At 69.1% G+C, this 15,147-nt stretch carries 15 protein-coding genes and 1 tRNA gene; 4 read left to right on the top strand and 12 right to left on the bottom strand.

Going from position 1 to position 15,147, the window contains the following annotated elements; genetic code table 11:
• Positions 1–37 precede the first annotated feature (37 nt).
• From catA to ABTZ89_RS22880, 3 genes are read right to left on the bottom strand one after another with little or no spacing between them, the layout of a single operon-like run.
• Entirely contained in the window at positions 38–889 is an 852-nt protein-coding gene (catA, locus tag ABTZ89_RS22890; RefSeq protein ID WP_351047990.1) for a catechol 1,2-dioxygenase, read from the bottom strand.
• A 23-nt stretch (positions 890–912) separates the two neighbouring features.
• On the bottom strand, positions 913–2,487 hold the full coding sequence (locus ABTZ89_RS22885) for a 4-hydroxyphenylacetate 3-hydroxylase family protein (protein WP_270948615.1): 1,575 nt from the start codon (positions 2,485–2,487) through the stop codon (positions 913–915).
• A gap of 45 nt (positions 2,488–2,532) precedes the next feature.
• Complete coding sequence (locus ABTZ89_RS22880; protein ID WP_351047986.1) at positions 2,533–3,102, bottom strand: flavin reductase family protein; 570 nt, start codon at positions 3,100–3,102, stop codon at positions 2,533–2,535.
• A 110-nt stretch (positions 3,103–3,212) separates the two neighbouring features.
• On the opposite strand from ABTZ89_RS22880, the gene ABTZ89_RS22875 reads away from it, so the two are divergent.
• Positions 3,213–4,040, top strand: a complete 828-nt coding sequence (locus ABTZ89_RS22875) for an IclR family transcriptional regulator domain-containing protein (RefSeq protein WP_351047984.1) — start codon at positions 3,213–3,215, stop codon at positions 4,038–4,040.
• 159 nt (positions 4,041–4,199) lie between these two features.
• Positions 4,200–4,571 carry a hypothetical protein gene (locus tag ABTZ89_RS22870; RefSeq protein ID WP_351047981.1) on the top strand — a complete coding sequence of 124 codons (372 nt, stop codon included), beginning with the start codon at positions 4,200–4,202 and terminating at the stop codon, positions 4,569–4,571.
• A 128-nt stretch (positions 4,572–4,699) separates the two neighbouring features.
• Here ABTZ89_RS22870 and ABTZ89_RS22865 read toward each other — a convergent pair whose 3' ends face one another.
• A complete protein-coding gene (locus ABTZ89_RS22865) occupies positions 4,700–5,377 on the bottom strand; it encodes a hypothetical protein (RefSeq protein ID WP_351047979.1) in 678 nt (225 codons plus the stop codon).
• Between the two features lie 145 nt (positions 5,378–5,522).
• Between ABTZ89_RS22865 and ABTZ89_RS22860 the strand changes: the two genes are divergently transcribed.
• Both ABTZ89_RS22860 and ABTZ89_RS22855 read left to right on the top strand, forming a co-directional pair.
• Positions 5,523–6,140 carry a TetR/AcrR family transcriptional regulator gene (locus tag ABTZ89_RS22860; RefSeq protein WP_351047976.1) on the top strand — a complete coding sequence of 206 codons (618 nt, stop codon included), beginning with the start codon at positions 5,523–5,525 and terminating at the stop codon, positions 6,138–6,140.
• A 263-nt stretch (positions 6,141–6,403) separates the two neighbouring features.
• Positions 6,404–7,360 (top strand): peptidoglycan-binding protein, encoded by a 957-nt coding sequence (locus ABTZ89_RS22855; RefSeq protein WP_351047974.1) that lies wholly within the window; start codon positions 6,404–6,406, stop codon positions 7,358–7,360.
• 32 nt (positions 7,361–7,392) lie between these two features.
• On the opposite strand, the gene ABTZ89_RS22850 is transcribed toward ABTZ89_RS22855, so the two are convergent.
• From ABTZ89_RS22850 to ABTZ89_RS22815, 8 genes are all read right to left on the bottom strand, one after another.
• Positions 7,393–8,844, bottom strand: a complete 1,452-nt coding sequence (locus tag ABTZ89_RS22850; RefSeq protein WP_351047972.1) for an amidase — start codon at positions 8,842–8,844, stop codon at positions 7,393–7,395.
• A 28-nt stretch (positions 8,845–8,872) separates the two neighbouring features.
• Positions 8,873–10,252: an MFS transporter gene (locus ABTZ89_RS22845; RefSeq protein WP_351047969.1), complete on the bottom strand. Its 1,380-nt coding sequence runs from the start codon at positions 10,250–10,252 to the stop codon at positions 8,873–8,875.
• A 372-nt stretch (positions 10,253–10,624) separates the two neighbouring features.
• Positions 10,625–11,347 (bottom strand): maleate cis-trans isomerase family protein, encoded by a 723-nt coding sequence (locus ABTZ89_RS22840; protein WP_351047966.1) that lies wholly within the window; start codon positions 11,345–11,347, stop codon positions 10,625–10,627.
• Positions 11,344–12,768 (bottom strand): amidohydrolase family protein, encoded by a 1,425-nt coding sequence (locus tag ABTZ89_RS22835; RefSeq protein WP_351047963.1) that lies wholly within the window; start codon positions 12,766–12,768, stop codon positions 11,344–11,346. Before ABTZ89_RS22835 ends, ABTZ89_RS22840 begins: the two co-directional genes overlap by 4 nt.
• The gene (locus tag ABTZ89_RS22830; protein WP_351047960.1) at positions 12,765–13,556 is read right to left on the bottom strand and encodes an aspartate/glutamate racemase family protein; all 792 of its coding nucleotides are present in this window, start codon (positions 13,554–13,556) and stop codon (positions 12,765–12,767) included. The genes ABTZ89_RS22835 and ABTZ89_RS22830 overlap by 4 nt, the downstream gene beginning before the upstream one ends.
• Positions 13,553–14,221, bottom strand: coding sequence for a GntR family transcriptional regulator (locus ABTZ89_RS22825; protein ID WP_270948645.1), 669 nt, complete (start codon positions 14,219–14,221; stop codon positions 13,553–13,555). The genes ABTZ89_RS22830 and ABTZ89_RS22825 overlap by 4 nt, the downstream gene beginning before the upstream one ends.
• 323 nt (positions 14,222–14,544) lie before the next feature.
• Positions 14,545–14,617 (bottom strand) — tRNA-Ala (locus tag ABTZ89_RS22820).
• Positions 14,618–14,712: 95 nt separating this feature from the next.
• Positions 14,713–15,147, bottom strand: a 435-nt coding sequence (locus ABTZ89_RS22815) for a SepX/GlpR family protein (RefSeq protein WP_351047957.1), incomplete at its 5' end; no start/stop codon positions are given.

The following is a 15,147-nucleotide window of genomic DNA, read 5'->3' as shown; positions in this document are numbered from 1 at the left end:
CCCGCGCTCCGGGGCGCGGCCCCGGCGGAGGCGTTGATCAGGCCGGTTCGAGGACGAAGTCGTAGTCAGCGCGCAACGCGCCGTCGCCGTGCGGACGGAGGTCGAGCACCAGCTCGGGTTTGGTGGCCTCGGCGACGTCGCTGTCGAGCCACTCGCCGCCTTCGAAGTACAGCTGCGTGGTGATGGTCCGGTGTCCCGGCGCCCGCACCAGGAGGTGCAGGTGGGCCGGCCGCCACGGGTGCCAGCCCGCGGCGGTGATGAGCTTCCCGGTCGGCCCGTCGGTGGGGATCTGGTACGGGGAGGGCTTGATCGTGTGGATCTGGAACCGGCCCTGGTTGTCGGCGACGATCACGCCGCGCAGGTTCCCCTCGGGAATGCCGGGGGCGAATCCCGAGTAGTAGCCCTCGGAATCGGCGTGCCAGAGGTCCAGCTCCGCCCCGGCGATGGGGTTTCCGCTGGTGTCGCGGACCTGGCCGGTGAAGACCAGCGGAGTGCCCTGCTCGTCCGGGCGGGCGGGCAGATCGGCGACGGCGGGGAGTTTCCGCTGGTCCGGCAGGTAGTACGGCCCGAGGATGCTCCCCTTCGTGCCCTGCTGGGACCGGGCGGCGACGTCTTCGACGACGTGCTCGACGAAGACGTCGAGGAACAGCGGCCATTCGCCGCCTTCGCCGACGTCGATGAGCCACTGCTTGGCGGCCTGGAACTCGGCGTAGCTGACCTCGTGCTCCCGGATCGCGTCGTGCACGCCCGCCAGCACCGCGCCGACGACGGCGCTGACGCGCTCCGGCGGGACGTCGGTGGCGACGTGGTCCCGCCGGCCGGCGCGGAAGGACTCGGTGGCCGACGCGCCGGAACCGGCGGCGGTCGGCGAATGTTCTGCGGTGGTCATGGGAATCTCCTCGACGAGCAGCGTCAGCGGGACCGCAGGGCGGTGTCGCCGGGGTTGAACAGGTCGGGCACCGTCCACCCGTTGAGGTCGTACTCGGACATGCACTGCTCGGCGAAGCCCTTCATCGCGTCGGCGCTCCCGGACTGCTGCGCGGCGAAGAGCAGCTCGGCGCGCACGGCTTCGTGGTTGCCCGAGTAGTTGCGCTCGTAGAGCTCGTGCCTGCCGCCGAACTCGCTGCCGATGGAGTCCCAGATGAGCTTCATCAGCTTGACCCGTTCGATGGAGTCGTACCCGTTGGAGCCGCGCACGTACTGGTCGAGGTACGGGCGGATCTCCGGTGATTTGAAGTCGTCGGCGTGCGAGGGCAGGTAGATCAGCCCGCTGCCGAGGTCCTGCATGATGATCTCCCGGATCCGCGGGTAGCCGAGGGTCATGAACCAGCGGTACGCCAGCCCGTAGTCCAGGTTCGGCAGCAGCGCGTCGTTCTTCCACTCGTCCGGATTCGCCGCCATCGCGTCGGTGAGCGCCCAGAACATGTTGCGCCACCCGATCACTTCGCCCACGCGGGTCTGGATGCCGCGGAAGTCCTTGGTGCCGGTGACCTCGACGCCCTTCATCAGCAGGCCCGCGAGGAAGTCGAGCTTGACGGCCAGCCGCGTGACGCCGTGGAAGGTGAAGCGGTGCAGGAATCCGGAGCCGGGGAAGAACGTGCTTGCCTTCTCCGCGTCGCCGTAGATGAAGACGTTCTCCCAGGGGATCTTCACCTTGTCCAGGATGAAGATCGTGTCGTTCTCGTCGAACCGGCTGGACAGCGGGTAGTCGAACGGGCTCGACGTCGAGTCGGCGACGTGGGAGTAGGAGTTGCGGCAGATCAGCTTCATCCCCGGCGTGCCCATCGGGACGGTGCACACCAGCGCGAACTCGCGCTTCTTGATGGGCAGGCCGTAGTGGGCGATGAAGTTGTAGTTCGTGATCGCCGACCCGGTCGCCACGACCTTCGCGCCGGAGACGATCAACCCGTCGTCGGTCTCCTTCTCGACGTGGATGAACAGGTCCTTGACGTCGTCGGGGTTCTTGTCCCGGTCCACCGGCGGGTTGATGATCGCGTGGTTCCAGTACAGGACCTTCTCCTGCGACTCGGTGTACCAGCGCCGGGCGTTGTCCGCGAACGGCTCGTAGAAGTCGGAGTTCGCACCGAGCGTGCCGAGGAACGAGGCCTTGTAGTCGGGGCTGCGCCCCATCCAGCCGTAGTTCATCCGCGCCCACTCGGCGATCGCGTCGCGGTCGGCGACGAGGTCTTCCCGGCTGCGCGGCGTGCGGAAGAACGGGTGCGTGAACCCGTTGTTGCCGGTGTCGGTCGGCGTGGTGAGCACGTCCTGCTTGTCCGGGTCGTGCAGCGCGTCGTACATCCGCGCGGTCATCCGCACCGAGTTGCGGAACGCCGGGTGCGTCGTGACGTCGTCGACCTTGTCGCCGTAGAGAAAGATCTCGCGGCCGTCCCGCAGGGACTCCACGTACTCCTCGCCGGTCATCGGCCGGGACGCGGTGGGCTTGGCCGCCGACGGGCTGCGGGTCTCGTGCTCCTGGTGCGTGGTCATGCTGGACCTTTCTTCGTTGAAACGGTCGTGCTGGCGGGAAATCGGTCAGGAAACCGCGGTTCGCTCGCGCCGCAGCGGTGAGAAGTCGGTGCCGGCGTCGAACCAGCCGGCGTCCGGGCAGTCGACCGACGCCGCCCAGTGGGCCTTGTCCTTCTCGCGGAGCGCGCGGAACCCGCCCGCGTAGAACAGCAACGGTTCGGCCTCGGCGACCTCGATGGCGGCGATCTCGCCGATGACGATGAGGTGATCGCCCCCGTCGTACGTGCGCCACGGCCGGCAGGTGAGCGTCGCCGCGTTGCCCACGAGCACCGGGGCCAGCGGGGTCTCCACCCATTCCGGCTGGGGCTCCTGGGGGCGCCCCGCGAAGTGCCACGCGGTGGCGAGCTGGTCCTCGGCGAGCACGTTGACCGCGAACGGCGCCCCGTCGAGGTAGGCGCACGCCTTCGACTTCCGGGTCAGCGTCACCTGGCACAGGGCCGGGTCCAGGGACACCGCGGTGAACGCGTTGACCGTTGCGCCGTGCGGCTGGCCCTCGTGGTTGCGGCAGGTCACCACGGTGACACCGGTGGCGAACCGGCCCAGTCCGTTGCGGAGTTCTCGGTGGTCGAGTCCCATCGGCGATACCTCCTGTACGCTATGCGTGCAGTTTGAACGCTATGCGTTCAAAGGAGGGTGCACTGGCTCACAGGTTCGAGTCAAGGGGGACATGCGGGAAAATGGCGGCGATGACCACCAGAGAGACCGACCGCGACTACATCCAGAGCATCGAGCGGGGCTTCGCGGTGCTGCTCGCCTTCGACGCCGAGCGGCCGAACCCGACCCTCGCCGAGATCGCTGCCGCCACCGGCCTCTCCCGGCCGGCCGTCCGCCGCATCCTGATCACCCTCCAGCGCCTCGGCTACGTCCGCAGCACCGGCAGCCGCTGGGCCCTGACCCCGCGCGTGCTCAGCATCGGGCAGCACTACTCCGCGTCGAACGCGATGACCGACCTCGCCCAGCCGCACCTGATGGAACTGGCCGAGCGGACGCAGGAATCCGCTTCGCTGGCAGCCCTGGACGGCGGCGAGATCGTCTACATCGGACGGGTGCCGGTGCGCCGGATCATGAGCATCAACGTCTCGCTCGGCACCCGGGTCCCGGCGCACGCGACCTCCATGGGGCGCGTCCTCCTGGCATGGGCATCACCGGTGGACGTCGAGCACGCGATCAAGCAGTCGGGACTCAAGGCGTACACCTCGCGCACCATCACCGACCAGGCCGTTTTCCGGGAGGAGCTCCGGAAGGTCCGCCAGCAGGGCTGGGCCATCGTCGCCGGAGAGCTCGAGGAGGGCCTCCTGTCCGTCGCCGCACCGGTGCGCGACCAGACCGGGACGGTCGTGGCCGCGCTCGCGTCGTCGACGTCCGCCGGCCGGGCCGACGTCGAGCAGCTGCGCGAGGAACTGGTCCCGCTGGTGGTGCGCACCGCGGCGCGCATCAGCAAGGAGTTCGGCCTGAGGACCGACGACGAGTACGAGACCCCCACCCCCAGCAAGGGCTTCGAGGGTTTCTTCTGATCGAATGTACGCGTAGCGTATTGAATGCCCGCTATGCGTACAGCGATCTCTAGTTCTCTGCAGCCCCAGATTTCACGCGAAGTCCGGCAACGCGGACCAATTCGTCCGGCGGCACGTGCCCAATGGCGCGGCACGTGATCTCGCTCGGAAGGTGGAGCGTTGACCGACCAGACCGGAACGTCGACGAGCGGTCGCGACGGCTTCAACCCCGGTTGTGCGGCGGCCTGCGCAGTGGTGCCGTTCCTCTCCCCGGCAGAGGTGGCGGCCCTGACCTCGGGCGGGCCGCACGAGTGGCGCTCGCTGGGCCAGATGATCGCCCTGATCTTCGCCTACCCGATCCTGTGCGTGATCCAGGGCCTGGTCGCGGGAGCCGTGATCGCCGCGCTGGGGAGAAGGCGCGACGCCCGCCGGAAAGGGTTGAACCGCAAGGACATCGAGTCGCAAGGAAGCCTGACCAAGTGGTTCCTGATCGGAACGGCGACGGCCACCGCAGCAGCGGCGGCGTACGTCGCGCCGACCTCCACGCACTGACCCGACCCGCCGTTCATCGCCGCGGCCGCAGCACCCTCGTCGAGGCGACCGCGCCTCAAGCCGCGCTGAGCGGGAACGCCCCCGAACCGTTGCGGCGGTCCGGACTCGTTCCCGCACCTTGCGCCGGGTCAGGCGACCGGCATCGAGGCGGGCGCTGGGCCCGCGGCAACGGCCCCGGCGCGGCGCAGCACCGAGATGCTGATCGAGAGCAGCCACAGCATGAACAGCCCGCCCATGGTGGCGGTGGTGCCCCATCCGTTGGCCGCGTAGAAGTTGGCCGGGTCGTTGCCGAAGTACAGCGACGGCACGAAGAACAGGTTGATCCCGGCGAGCAGGTACGACGACCAGATCGTCCACCTGGGCAGCACGCCGGAGCCGGCCACCGCGGCACCGAAAGCGATCAGGAACAGCGCCTCGATGAGGCGCGTGGTGGAGCCGTAGAGGATGTAGGTGCCGCTCACCGAGATCGTCGGGTCGATCGGGCCCGGAGCGGCGATCACCGCGCCGGTCTCCAACCCGTTCGAGACGAACTCGACGACCACCCACATCACACCGGCCACCGACGCCAGCACCGGCGCGAAGTCGCCGTCCGGTCTGGAACCGCGGGCGGTGAGAAGCCGGCGCAGGCCGACCGCGAACACGGTCAAGCAGGTCAACCCCAGTATCCCGAACAGGCTGCGGGTCAACACGTTCGCCGCGGGCGGCGGCCCGTCGTAGACGAAGTAGAGCGGCAGCTCGATCAGCGTCAGCACCGCCGCTGCCGCACCGGTCAGGCCGGTGAGCCGCCACAGGTTGGTGTCGCTCATGACTCCCTCATTTCCTGGTGACGAGGCTGCGCCGGGCGCGAAACCTGGCGCGGTGTCGCCCACCAATGGCGTAAACGAAAATGTTGTAGCGTTAACGCCGAGAACGCTAGGCCTCTAGCTGCCACTAACGCAACGGGAGTTTCGTTTGACTGTCGAGAACTCGCCACCGGGCTCGGTCCGCCCCCGCGGGCGGACCGAGCGGGTTCGCCAAGCCGTCGTGGCCGCGACCCACGCCCAGTTCCGCGCCCACGGATACCCCTCCCTGACCGTCGAACGGGTCGCCGAAGCCGCCGGCGTCGCCAAGAGCACCGTCTACCGGCGTTGGCGGGACACCGCGGGACTGCTGCTGGAGGTGCTCCGCGAGATGTCCGGAGCCCAGATCCCGCTGGTGGACACCGGATCGGTGGACGAGGACCTCCGGCAGCTCGCGGTGAGCATCGTCCGCGTGTACTCCGACTCCGAGAACGGGCCGATGGTGCTCGCGATGATCGCCGAGGCCGTCCACGACCCGCGGGTGGCCGATGAGCTGCGGGCGTTCTGGCGGGACCGCAACGAGAACGCCGCCGACGCCGTCCGCCGGGGCATCCGCCGAGGCGAGCTGCCCGCCGACACCGACCCCGTCGACGTGATCCGGACGCTGGCCGCCCCGCTGTACTACCGGATGCTGGTCACCCACGAGCCGGTCGACGAGACCATCGCGACCCGGGCGGCGGCCGCCGCGCTGGCGGCCGCCCGGGCAGGCGCGCTGGACACTGCCGGGTAAAACGGCACGCACGCACTTCACGGCGGCAACCGTCCACTCAGGACTCGGTCCACCGTCCGATGACCGCTCCTGGCCGCCCGATCTCCGCCTCCTGCGGTGTGAACGCGGGTGAAGACCTCTGGCAACGGGTGAAATTCCCGTGCTCGGACCCGCGAATGGGCGCGTTGCGGGCACATTTCCGGTTATAGCCTCTCCACGAATCATGGTCGGTTCAGCACTGGAGGAGCGAAATGTGTGATTCCTGCTTAACGTCGGCCGAGGCGATGGCTGCGACGCCATCGGACCTGGTGCGCGAACGCAGCGGGCTGTCCCGCCGAGTTCTGCTCACCGGACTCGGCCTAGGACTCGGTGTCGCCGCCGTGGGCCTCGCGCCGGGAGCGCCGAAGGCGTCGGCGGCGACGCTGAAGGACGGCCGCTGGGCCACCCCCGCGCAGGGCCGCTTCCCCGCGGGCGGTCACTTCGGAGCGCCCAGGGACGGCGGTCCGCACGCGGGCCAGGACATCACCAACTCGACGGGCACCGGCGTGTACGCGGCAGCCGCAGGCACGGTGGTCCGCCGTGCCTGGGGCGGCGGCTTCCCCGGCCGGACCGGCAACGCGCTGGTCATCGCGCACGGCAACGACCAGTACACCTACTACGGCCACCTCAGCGCCTACCGGGTCGAGCTCGACGCCGAGGTCAGCGCCGGTCAGCGCATCGCTGACATGGGCGCGACGGGCAACGTGACGGGCCCGCACCTGCACTTCGAAGTGCACTCAGGAGGGCTCGGCCGCGTCACCGACCCGGTCGCCTTCATGGCCGACCGCGGCGTGGACCTGGACGGCGGCTGGCCGAGGATCGACCCCGGCGCCGGCGGAGCGACGGTCGCCGTGATCCAGCACCTGATGACGCAGCACGGTCACGCCCTGCCCGCCGACGGGAAGTACGACTCGGCAGCGGTGGACGCGGTCAAGCGCTTCCAGGAGGCCGAGGGCTTGGAGGCCGACGGCCAGGTCGGCCCGGCGACGTGGCCGAAGCTGGTCTACGCCCTCAAGCAGGATGCGAAGGGCGACCACGTCAAGGCCCTGCAGACCGCGCTGAACAAGCGCAGCGCGGGCCTGGCGATCGACGGCGAATTCGGCTCGGGCACGACGAAAGCCGTACGCGCCTACCAGGACCTCAACCGCCTGGTCGTCGACGGCGAAGCCGGGCCGGTGACCTGGCGAGCCCTGGTCAGCTGACCTCCCGCGACCCGGCCGGGTCGCGAAGTCGTTCAGCCCCGCGGGTCCGGAGCGGTGAACCGACCGAAGACCTCTTCCAGCTCCGAAGCCACCCGGATCACCAGGTGGTCCTCGAACGGCCTGCCGACGACCTGCACGCCGACAGGCAAGCCCTCCGCCGAGTACCCGCACGGCACGACGACGACGGGGAACCCGAGGATGCTCATCGCCCGGCAGCTCGACCCCAGCTGGTTCCACGGCACGCGCTGCCCGTCGATCTCGAACTCGGCCTCGGCCGGGTCGACGGCGGGCACGCTCGCCACCGGGAGCAGCAGGACGTCGTGGTCGTCCATAAAGGACAGGACCTCGCGCAGGATCTCGTCGCGGGCGCGAGAAGCACCGAACAACCGGGAAACGGGCTGCGACGGCTCCTCCAGCAAGCTCTCCCGCAGCAGTGGGCTGACCAGGTCATGGCGACCGGCCGCCAGCCGGACCACGTCGGGCATCCCGGCGGCCGTCCGCAATTCGACGAACACCTCGGCGGCCCGGTCGACGCCGGGCGGGCGGGTGTTGGACACCTCGACGCCCCGAGCCGCCAGCGCCTCCGCAGCGCCCCGGACCACCTCGACGACGTCGGATCGCACGGGGACGGTCCCCTCCCCCGCGAACCAGGCGCAACGCAGTCCCGAGATCTCCACGTCCTGGCCGCCCGGCGCCACCGGCACCGTGTTCGGGTCCACCCCGTCCGGTCCGCGCAGCAGTTCCAGCAGGACTGCGTGGTCGGCGGCGCTCCTGGCCAGCCAACCGATCGTGCCCAGCCGGTGGAGCACGGAGAACGACGGCGGGGCCGGGAATCCGCCGCCGGGCACGAACGGCAGCATCCCCGTCTGCGGGATCAGCCCGGCGGTCGGGCGCATGCTCGTCAGTCCCGTGCAGTGCGCCGGCCACCGGATCGAGCCGCCGAAATCGGTGCCGAGCCCGAACGCCGCCATGCCCGCCGCCACCGCCGCGGAATCCCCGCCGCTCGACCCGCCCGAGGTCAGACGCGCGTCCCACGGGTTCCAGGTGTCCCCGAACAGCGGGTTCGAGCTGTGCGTGGCGACCGCGAACTCCGAGCAGTTGGTCTTGCCCACCGGGATCGCCCCGGCCGCCAGCAACCTGTCGACCGCGGTCGCCGAGGCGGTGGGGACGTGGTCGGCCAGCAGCGGACTTCCGGCGGTCGCGGGCAGTCCGGCGAGCGCGAGGGTGTCCTTGACGGTGAACGGCACCCCGTGCAGCGGGCCGCGGAAGTTACCGCTCGCCGCCTCCTCGTCGGCACGAGCAGCGTCCTGCTCGACCTGCGGATTCGTGGCCACGACCGCGTTGAGCACCGGCCCGCGATCGCGCACCCGCGCCGAGCAGACGTCCACCACCTCGGCGGCGGAGACCTCACCACCGCGAATCGCTGCCGCGATCTCCGTCGCCGACGCCGCAGCGATGTCCATCGTCGTGTCCGTGTTCTCCACCGGTTCTCCCGCTGTCCTGCTCTGAGACTTACTTGCCGGCATTCGTCATCGAGATCTTCGAGGTCTCCTTCGCCAGGGCCACGCACACCACCATGAGCACCAGCGTCGCCGAGAGGTATCCCGCCACGGAGAAACCGGTCTGGGTCAGCACGATGAGCTCCATCGCGATCAGCGGCGCGAACCCACCGCCGAACACGCCGGCCATCTGGAAACCGACAGCGGCCCCGGTGAAGCGCACGTTGGTCGCGAAGAGCTCCGGGATGAACGAGGCGATGGGCGCGTACATCGCGGCGACGACCGCCAGGCCGATGCCGGGCGCGATGAGGACGAGGAACGTGCTGCCCGAGTCGATCATCGCGAAGAACGCGAAGCTGTACGCGATCCCGGCGAGCGCTCCGCCGATCATCACGGGGCGGCGTCCGAGCTTGTCGCACAGGTGCCCGAAGCACGGGATCGCGATCGACTGGGCCACCGCCGACAGGGTGGACGCTGCCAGCGCCAGCGACGGATCCATGCCCAGGTGCTCGGGACCGTAGACGAGGATGAACATGGCGAAGATGTAGAAGGCGATGTCGCTGCCGATGCGGGCACCGACGGCGAGCGCGAGTTCCTTCTTGTAGTGCTTGAAGACGTGGATCAGCGGGGCCCTCACCTCGGCCTCCCGCTGTTCCTTCTCCTTTTCCTCGGCCGCGGCGAAAACGGGGGATTCGCCCACCTTCATGCGGATGTAGAAACCGATCGCCACGAGCGCGAAGCTGATCAGGAACGGAATCCGCCATCCCCACGCCATGAATTGCTCGTCGGTGGTCAGGGCGCTCGTGAGCGAGAAGATCCCGGTGGCCAGCAGGAGTCCGACGGGGGCGGCGACCTGGACGAGGCTGCCGAGCAGTCCGCGCCGCCCCTTGCCGTCGGATTCGGTCACCATCAGCGCGGCTCCGCCCCACTCGCCGCCGATTCCGAGGCCTTGGACGAAGCGCAGGATCACGAGCATGATCGGGGCGAGCAGCCCGACGCTGCCGTAGACCGGCAGGACACCGACCAGGGCGCTGGCCAGGCCCATGATCAGCAGGGTCGCGATGAGCACGTTCTTGCGCCCGATCCGGTCGCCGAAGTGCCCGAACAGCGCCGCGCCCAACGGCCGGACGACGTAGCCGACGGCGTAGGTGGCGAGCGCCAGGAGCAAACCGGCCGTGGCGTCCCCCGCCGGGAAGAACAGGACCGGGAACACGATCGACGCGGCCGTGCCGTAGACGAAGAAATCGTAGTACTCGAGCGTGGTGCCGACGAAGCTCGCCAGGACGACCCGTTTGACGGACCGCTGATCGGTCCCGTTCGCAATGTTCTTCGATGCGCTGTTCGCCGCAGCGACAACGCCGCCGCCCGGATCGCCCTGTTTGATATCGGTCATCGGTTTCTCCTCGTTGAGCGCCATCCGGGCGATTCGCGATGATGCGATTCGGATGGTGATGACTTCTCGCCCCGCGTGCATTTCTCGGCGGAAGTGGGAAAGCGCGGTGAATCCCGCACGATTCGTGCGTTCCGGTCCGCTGCGCACTCCGCGGAATCGAACGTGGCGCCGGGTCGTCCGCGCCGATCGTCGTTCTGGGATCCCGGATCTGGATCCCAGAACCATTCTTGGATGGGGCAAATCACGGCTCAAGGGCTCGCTGGGCTGAAATTCCATCCCGGTTCCGGCATCGCCCGAGATCAGGACCGGTCCAGGACATGACAGGACCCCGGTTCGCGGAACGCGCGCCCGCGAACCGGGGTCCGCTCACGTTCAGCTCAGCAGCGATCCCCAGCGCGGGTCGAGCAGCGGAGCACCCGCGAGCACCAGGCTGTGCCAGAGGGTCACCGCCACGGAGTCGAGGACCGGAATGCCGAATTCGGCTTCCAGCGGTGCGACGACCGGCGCACCGTAGAGGTTGGTGCACAGGTACACGAGGGCATCGGGCTTCTCCCGCAACAACTTCCGGGACGGTTCGAGGAGCTCGTCGGGAGCGACACCGGCGAAGGCCTCGTTGTCCGACAGCGACCAGCCGACGCTCGAGGTGACCTCGATCCCGTGAGCGTCGTAGACAGCGGCGACCGAATCGTTGACGTCGTCGGTGTACGGCGTGAGCAGAGCGATCCTGCCGAGGTCGTGCCGGCGCAGGAGTTCGAGCAGCGCGAGACTGCTGGTGGTCGCCCGGATTCCCGTCGCGTCGGTGATCGCCGCGGTGATCTCCCGGTCGTGCTCGATCCCGAGCCAGGACCCGCTGGTGCCGTTCCACGCGATCGCGTCGACCTTCGCGGTGGCCAGCAGCTCCCCCGCGCCGCGCATGGCCGACACGTCGAACTGCCGGTCGGAGTCCTGGTCGAGACCGATGCGCGTGACCTCGGTCCGCGCGGAGTGGACGGTGACGTCGGTGCGGTCGCCGAGGATCCGGTAGGTCTGCGGTTCGAGGCAGGTGTTCGAGGAGGGAACGATCATCCCGAGCCTGAACGGGCGTTGCGCGGTCATCCGGCCACCTCCACCGGGTCGCGGCCCGGGATCGTGCTGAACGGTCGTTGCTGGAGGAATCTCCCCACCGGCCCGGGGTCGTGGACGCCATCGGAGTCGACGACCACGCGTCCCGCCGCGATGACGGTCTGCGGCCAGCCGCGCAGCGCCATCCCTTCGAACGGGGAGAAGTCGGTTCCCATGTGCAGGGCGGATCCGTCGACGGCCGCCTGGTGGCCCGGGTCGATGACCACGAGATCGGCGTCGCGACCGGCTTCCACGGCTCCCTTGCCTTCGAGCCCGTTGAGCCTGGCAGGTTCCGCGGCGAACACCGACACGAAGTTCTCGAGGCCGGTGAGGTCCTCGGCCACCATGTGCGTGAAGCTCACGGGGAGGCGCGTTTCCACGCCGGGAAGCCCGTGCGGCATGAAGCGGATGTCGTCGGCGCGCGCACGCTTCTGGCCGAGGTCGTAGGCCGAATGGTCGGACGACATCGCGTCGACGTCGCCGGCGAGCAGGCGGGACCGCAGGGCTTCCATCGTCTTGCGATCGCGCATCGGCGGGCAGCAGGCGTAGAACTCGGGCAGCGGCCCGTCGTAGACCTCCGAGTTCAGCGCGATGTAGTGCGGGCAGGTCTCGGAGTACACCGGCAATCCGCGTCCTCGGGCCTCGGTGACGAGGTCCACCGCTCCGGGGGTCGACTGGTGGACGAAGTAGACCGGCGCCCCGGTGTACTCCGCCAGCGCGATCACTTCCCGGACGCTGGCCTCCTCCGCCAGTTCCGGTCGCGTCACGCCCAGCTGGCGGATGTCGATGCGCCCGGTCGCGGCCTGGCGGTCCGTGCTCGCGACGATGATCTCGTCGTGCTCGGCGTGGACGTAGCTCAGGCCGTCGATCCGGGTCATCTCCTCGAAGACCTTGAGGATCGTGTCCCGCGTGGCCATCGTGGTCCCGCGGTTGGTGGTGTAGAGCTTCACCGACCGGATTCCCCGTTCGGCCAGGCTCCGGAGCTGCGCGGGAACGCTGTCGTCCCAGTCGATCACCGAAGCGTGCAGACCGACGTCGCAGCGGGCCTCGGCGATCATCGCGATCTTCGCCTCGGCAGCCGCCAGCGGGGACTCCTCCGGGCCCGCCGGGATCCCGAAGTCCATCACGGTCGTCGTTCCGCCTGCGAGCGCCGCGAGGGTCGTGGTCGCGTAGTCGTCCGTGGTCCGCCAACCCCCGGTGACCTGGGCGATGTGGCAGTGCCCGTCGACCCCGCCGGGGATGACGATGCGGCCGCTGGCATCGATCACGCGATCGGCGTCCGGTACCGGCGCCGAGGCGTCGAGGACGTCGGCGATGACGCCGTCCGCCACGAGGACGTGCCCGGACCTGCGTCCGCTCGCATTGGCGATGGTCGCGTTGGCAACGACCAATGTGGACTTCCGCGGGGCGCTCATGCTTGTTCCTCCACAACGGCGGGGTCGGCGGACGGCGAGCGCAGTCGTTGTCGCTCATCGAGCAGCTCGTCGAGCTCCGGGGACAGCCCGGACCGCGGTTTGGCCGGCGGGGCGGAGAACGAACCGGCCCGGTGGGCACCGGTGTTCATGGCGACCAGCGACTGCGCGAAGTTCACCCCGGCGGCGATGCCGTCGACCACCGGCACCGGGATCTCGTCGACGACCTCGCGAGCCAGCCCGGCCAGCGGCGCACCGGCGAGGATGATGACGTCGGCCCCGTCGTGGCGGACGGCGCGGTTGGCCAGTTCGACCAGCTGGGTCCGGAAGTCGTCCTGCACGGTGCCGATCGCCTCGAGCGGGTCCTGCAGGCTCCGGATCGAGGCCAATCGCGGCAGATATCCGTGCAGGTCCACGCATTCCCGGTACCAGGCGGTGATCCGCCCGGAGATGGCGATGATCGAGAACCGCTTGCCCAGCAGCGAAGCAGCCGCCAGCGCGGCCTCGGTGATGCCGACGACGGGGACGTCGACGAGTTCTTTCAACGCAGGCAGCCCGGGGTCTCCGAACGCGGCCACGACGACCGCATCAGCTCCGCGGTGCTCGCTGATGGCTTGTGCGACCGCCGGTGCGGCGATGAGCGACTCCAAGCGCGTCTCGATGTACTGCATCCCGGCGCGGGCCGTGACCACGGTCAGCTCGGTCCCCGGGTGGAGGTTCCGGCGCGATTCGGCTTCGATGAGTTCGCTGACGTCCGTGGAGATGTTCGGGTTGATGACCAGAAGTTTCACTGGTTCCCTCCAGTCACTTCCGCGTGAAGGTCGGGGAATTGGGCGCGGTACTTCGCGATGTGCTCGGCGGATTGGCGGGCCGCGACGTCGGGGTCGCCGGTGGCGATGGCCGCCAGCAGCCGCCGGTGCTCGTCGATGAGCTCCTCGAGGTCCTCGGCGTGCCGGAACAACCAGTGCAACCGGCCGATGAGCGGTTCGAGCGCGCTCCGCAGGAGATCGTTGTCGGCGATTTCGGTGACCTTGTCGTGGAAATCGTTGTTGATCTTCTGAGCGGTCCGGTAGCGCCCGGCGGCCAACTGGCTGGACGCGGCTTCGAGCAGCTCGCCGAGCTCGGCGAAGTCCTCCCGGCTCCCCCGCTCCGCGGCCAACCGGCAAGCCAGGACTTCAAGCGCAGCACGCAGGTCGAAGAGGTCCCGGACTTCCTTCTCGCTCAACCCGGCCACGACGACGCCCCGACCGTCCTTCTCGACGACCAACCCGTCCTGCCGAAGCATCCGAAGAGCTTCCCGGACGGGAAGCCGGGAAACGGTGAACTCCTCGGCAAGAGCCCGTTCGACCAACCGAGTCCCAGGAACGTAGTAACCCTCGAAGATCCGCTGCCGAAGGGTCTCGTGCACCTGCTCCCGCAGGGGCTGCGACTTACCGCCCGACGCCCCCTCCACCATCACGCGCCCTCCAAGCCCGCCGCAAAGCCGCGGGATCCCACCCTGGGATCCCGACCAAACCTAGAAGTGACCCCAGTCACCGAACAACCCCAACATGGGCTCAAATTCCAGCCCACAAACCCAATACGGTGCCGGTAGCGGAACCTCAGCACCCGCCTGGACTCCAGATACCCGACTTCATGCACGCCAGATCGAACCCACCGCGAGAAGCCCGATAAAGGTGACCACCGCACCGTGGGGGCCCGCGGGGGCTCGGCCCCCGCGACAGATACGCGAAACGCAAAAAGGCTCGCGCTCTCAGCGAGCACGAGCCTCCCATTGCGTGGAGCTGAGGGGAATCGAACCCCTGACCTTCTCGATGCGAACGAGACGCGCTACCAACTGCGCTACAGCCCCTTGCCTCGAGGACTTGCCTCTCGGCTTTGTTGTGATTAGTACTCTAGCAAGCCCGAAATCGGCTTCCGCAGCACCCCCCTGTTAAGGCGGGTGGGTCACTCGCCGGCTGCGCGGCGGTAGGGCTCCCAGGTGCGTTCGTCCAGCTCATCGAACATGGGGTCTTCGTCGTCGATCTCGACTCGGACGGCGCGGGCGGCTGGGCGGGTTTCGCGGCGCTCGGCCACGTCGTCCTCCGCGTCTTCCTCGTACTCGTCGTCGTGGAGGTCTTCGTCGTAGTCGTCGTCGTACTCGAGCTCGTCGTGCTCGCCGTTCATCCGGGCGAGGCGACGGGCGCGGACGTCCTCTTCGATGCGGACCTGGCGGCGCAGGTAGGTCAGGTAGCCGACGATCGACAGGTCGACGATGCCGTGCAGCCACCACACGACAGGCCAGAACATGGCCGCCACCAGTGCGGTGGCGATCGCGGCCGCCAGCATGGCGAGGACGATGCGCTGGCGCCGGGCGTACTTGGCGCGCGCCGCGAGCGCGGC

It is taken from the genome of Saccharopolyspora sp. NPDC002686, from assembly GCF_040295745.1.
Taxonomy (GTDB): Bacteria; Actinomycetota; Actinomycetes; order Mycobacteriales; family Pseudonocardiaceae; genus Saccharopolyspora; species Saccharopolyspora oryzae.
The sequence above is the reverse complement of the archived record's forward strand: the minus strand, read 5'-3'. Positions and strand labels throughout refer to the sequence as shown.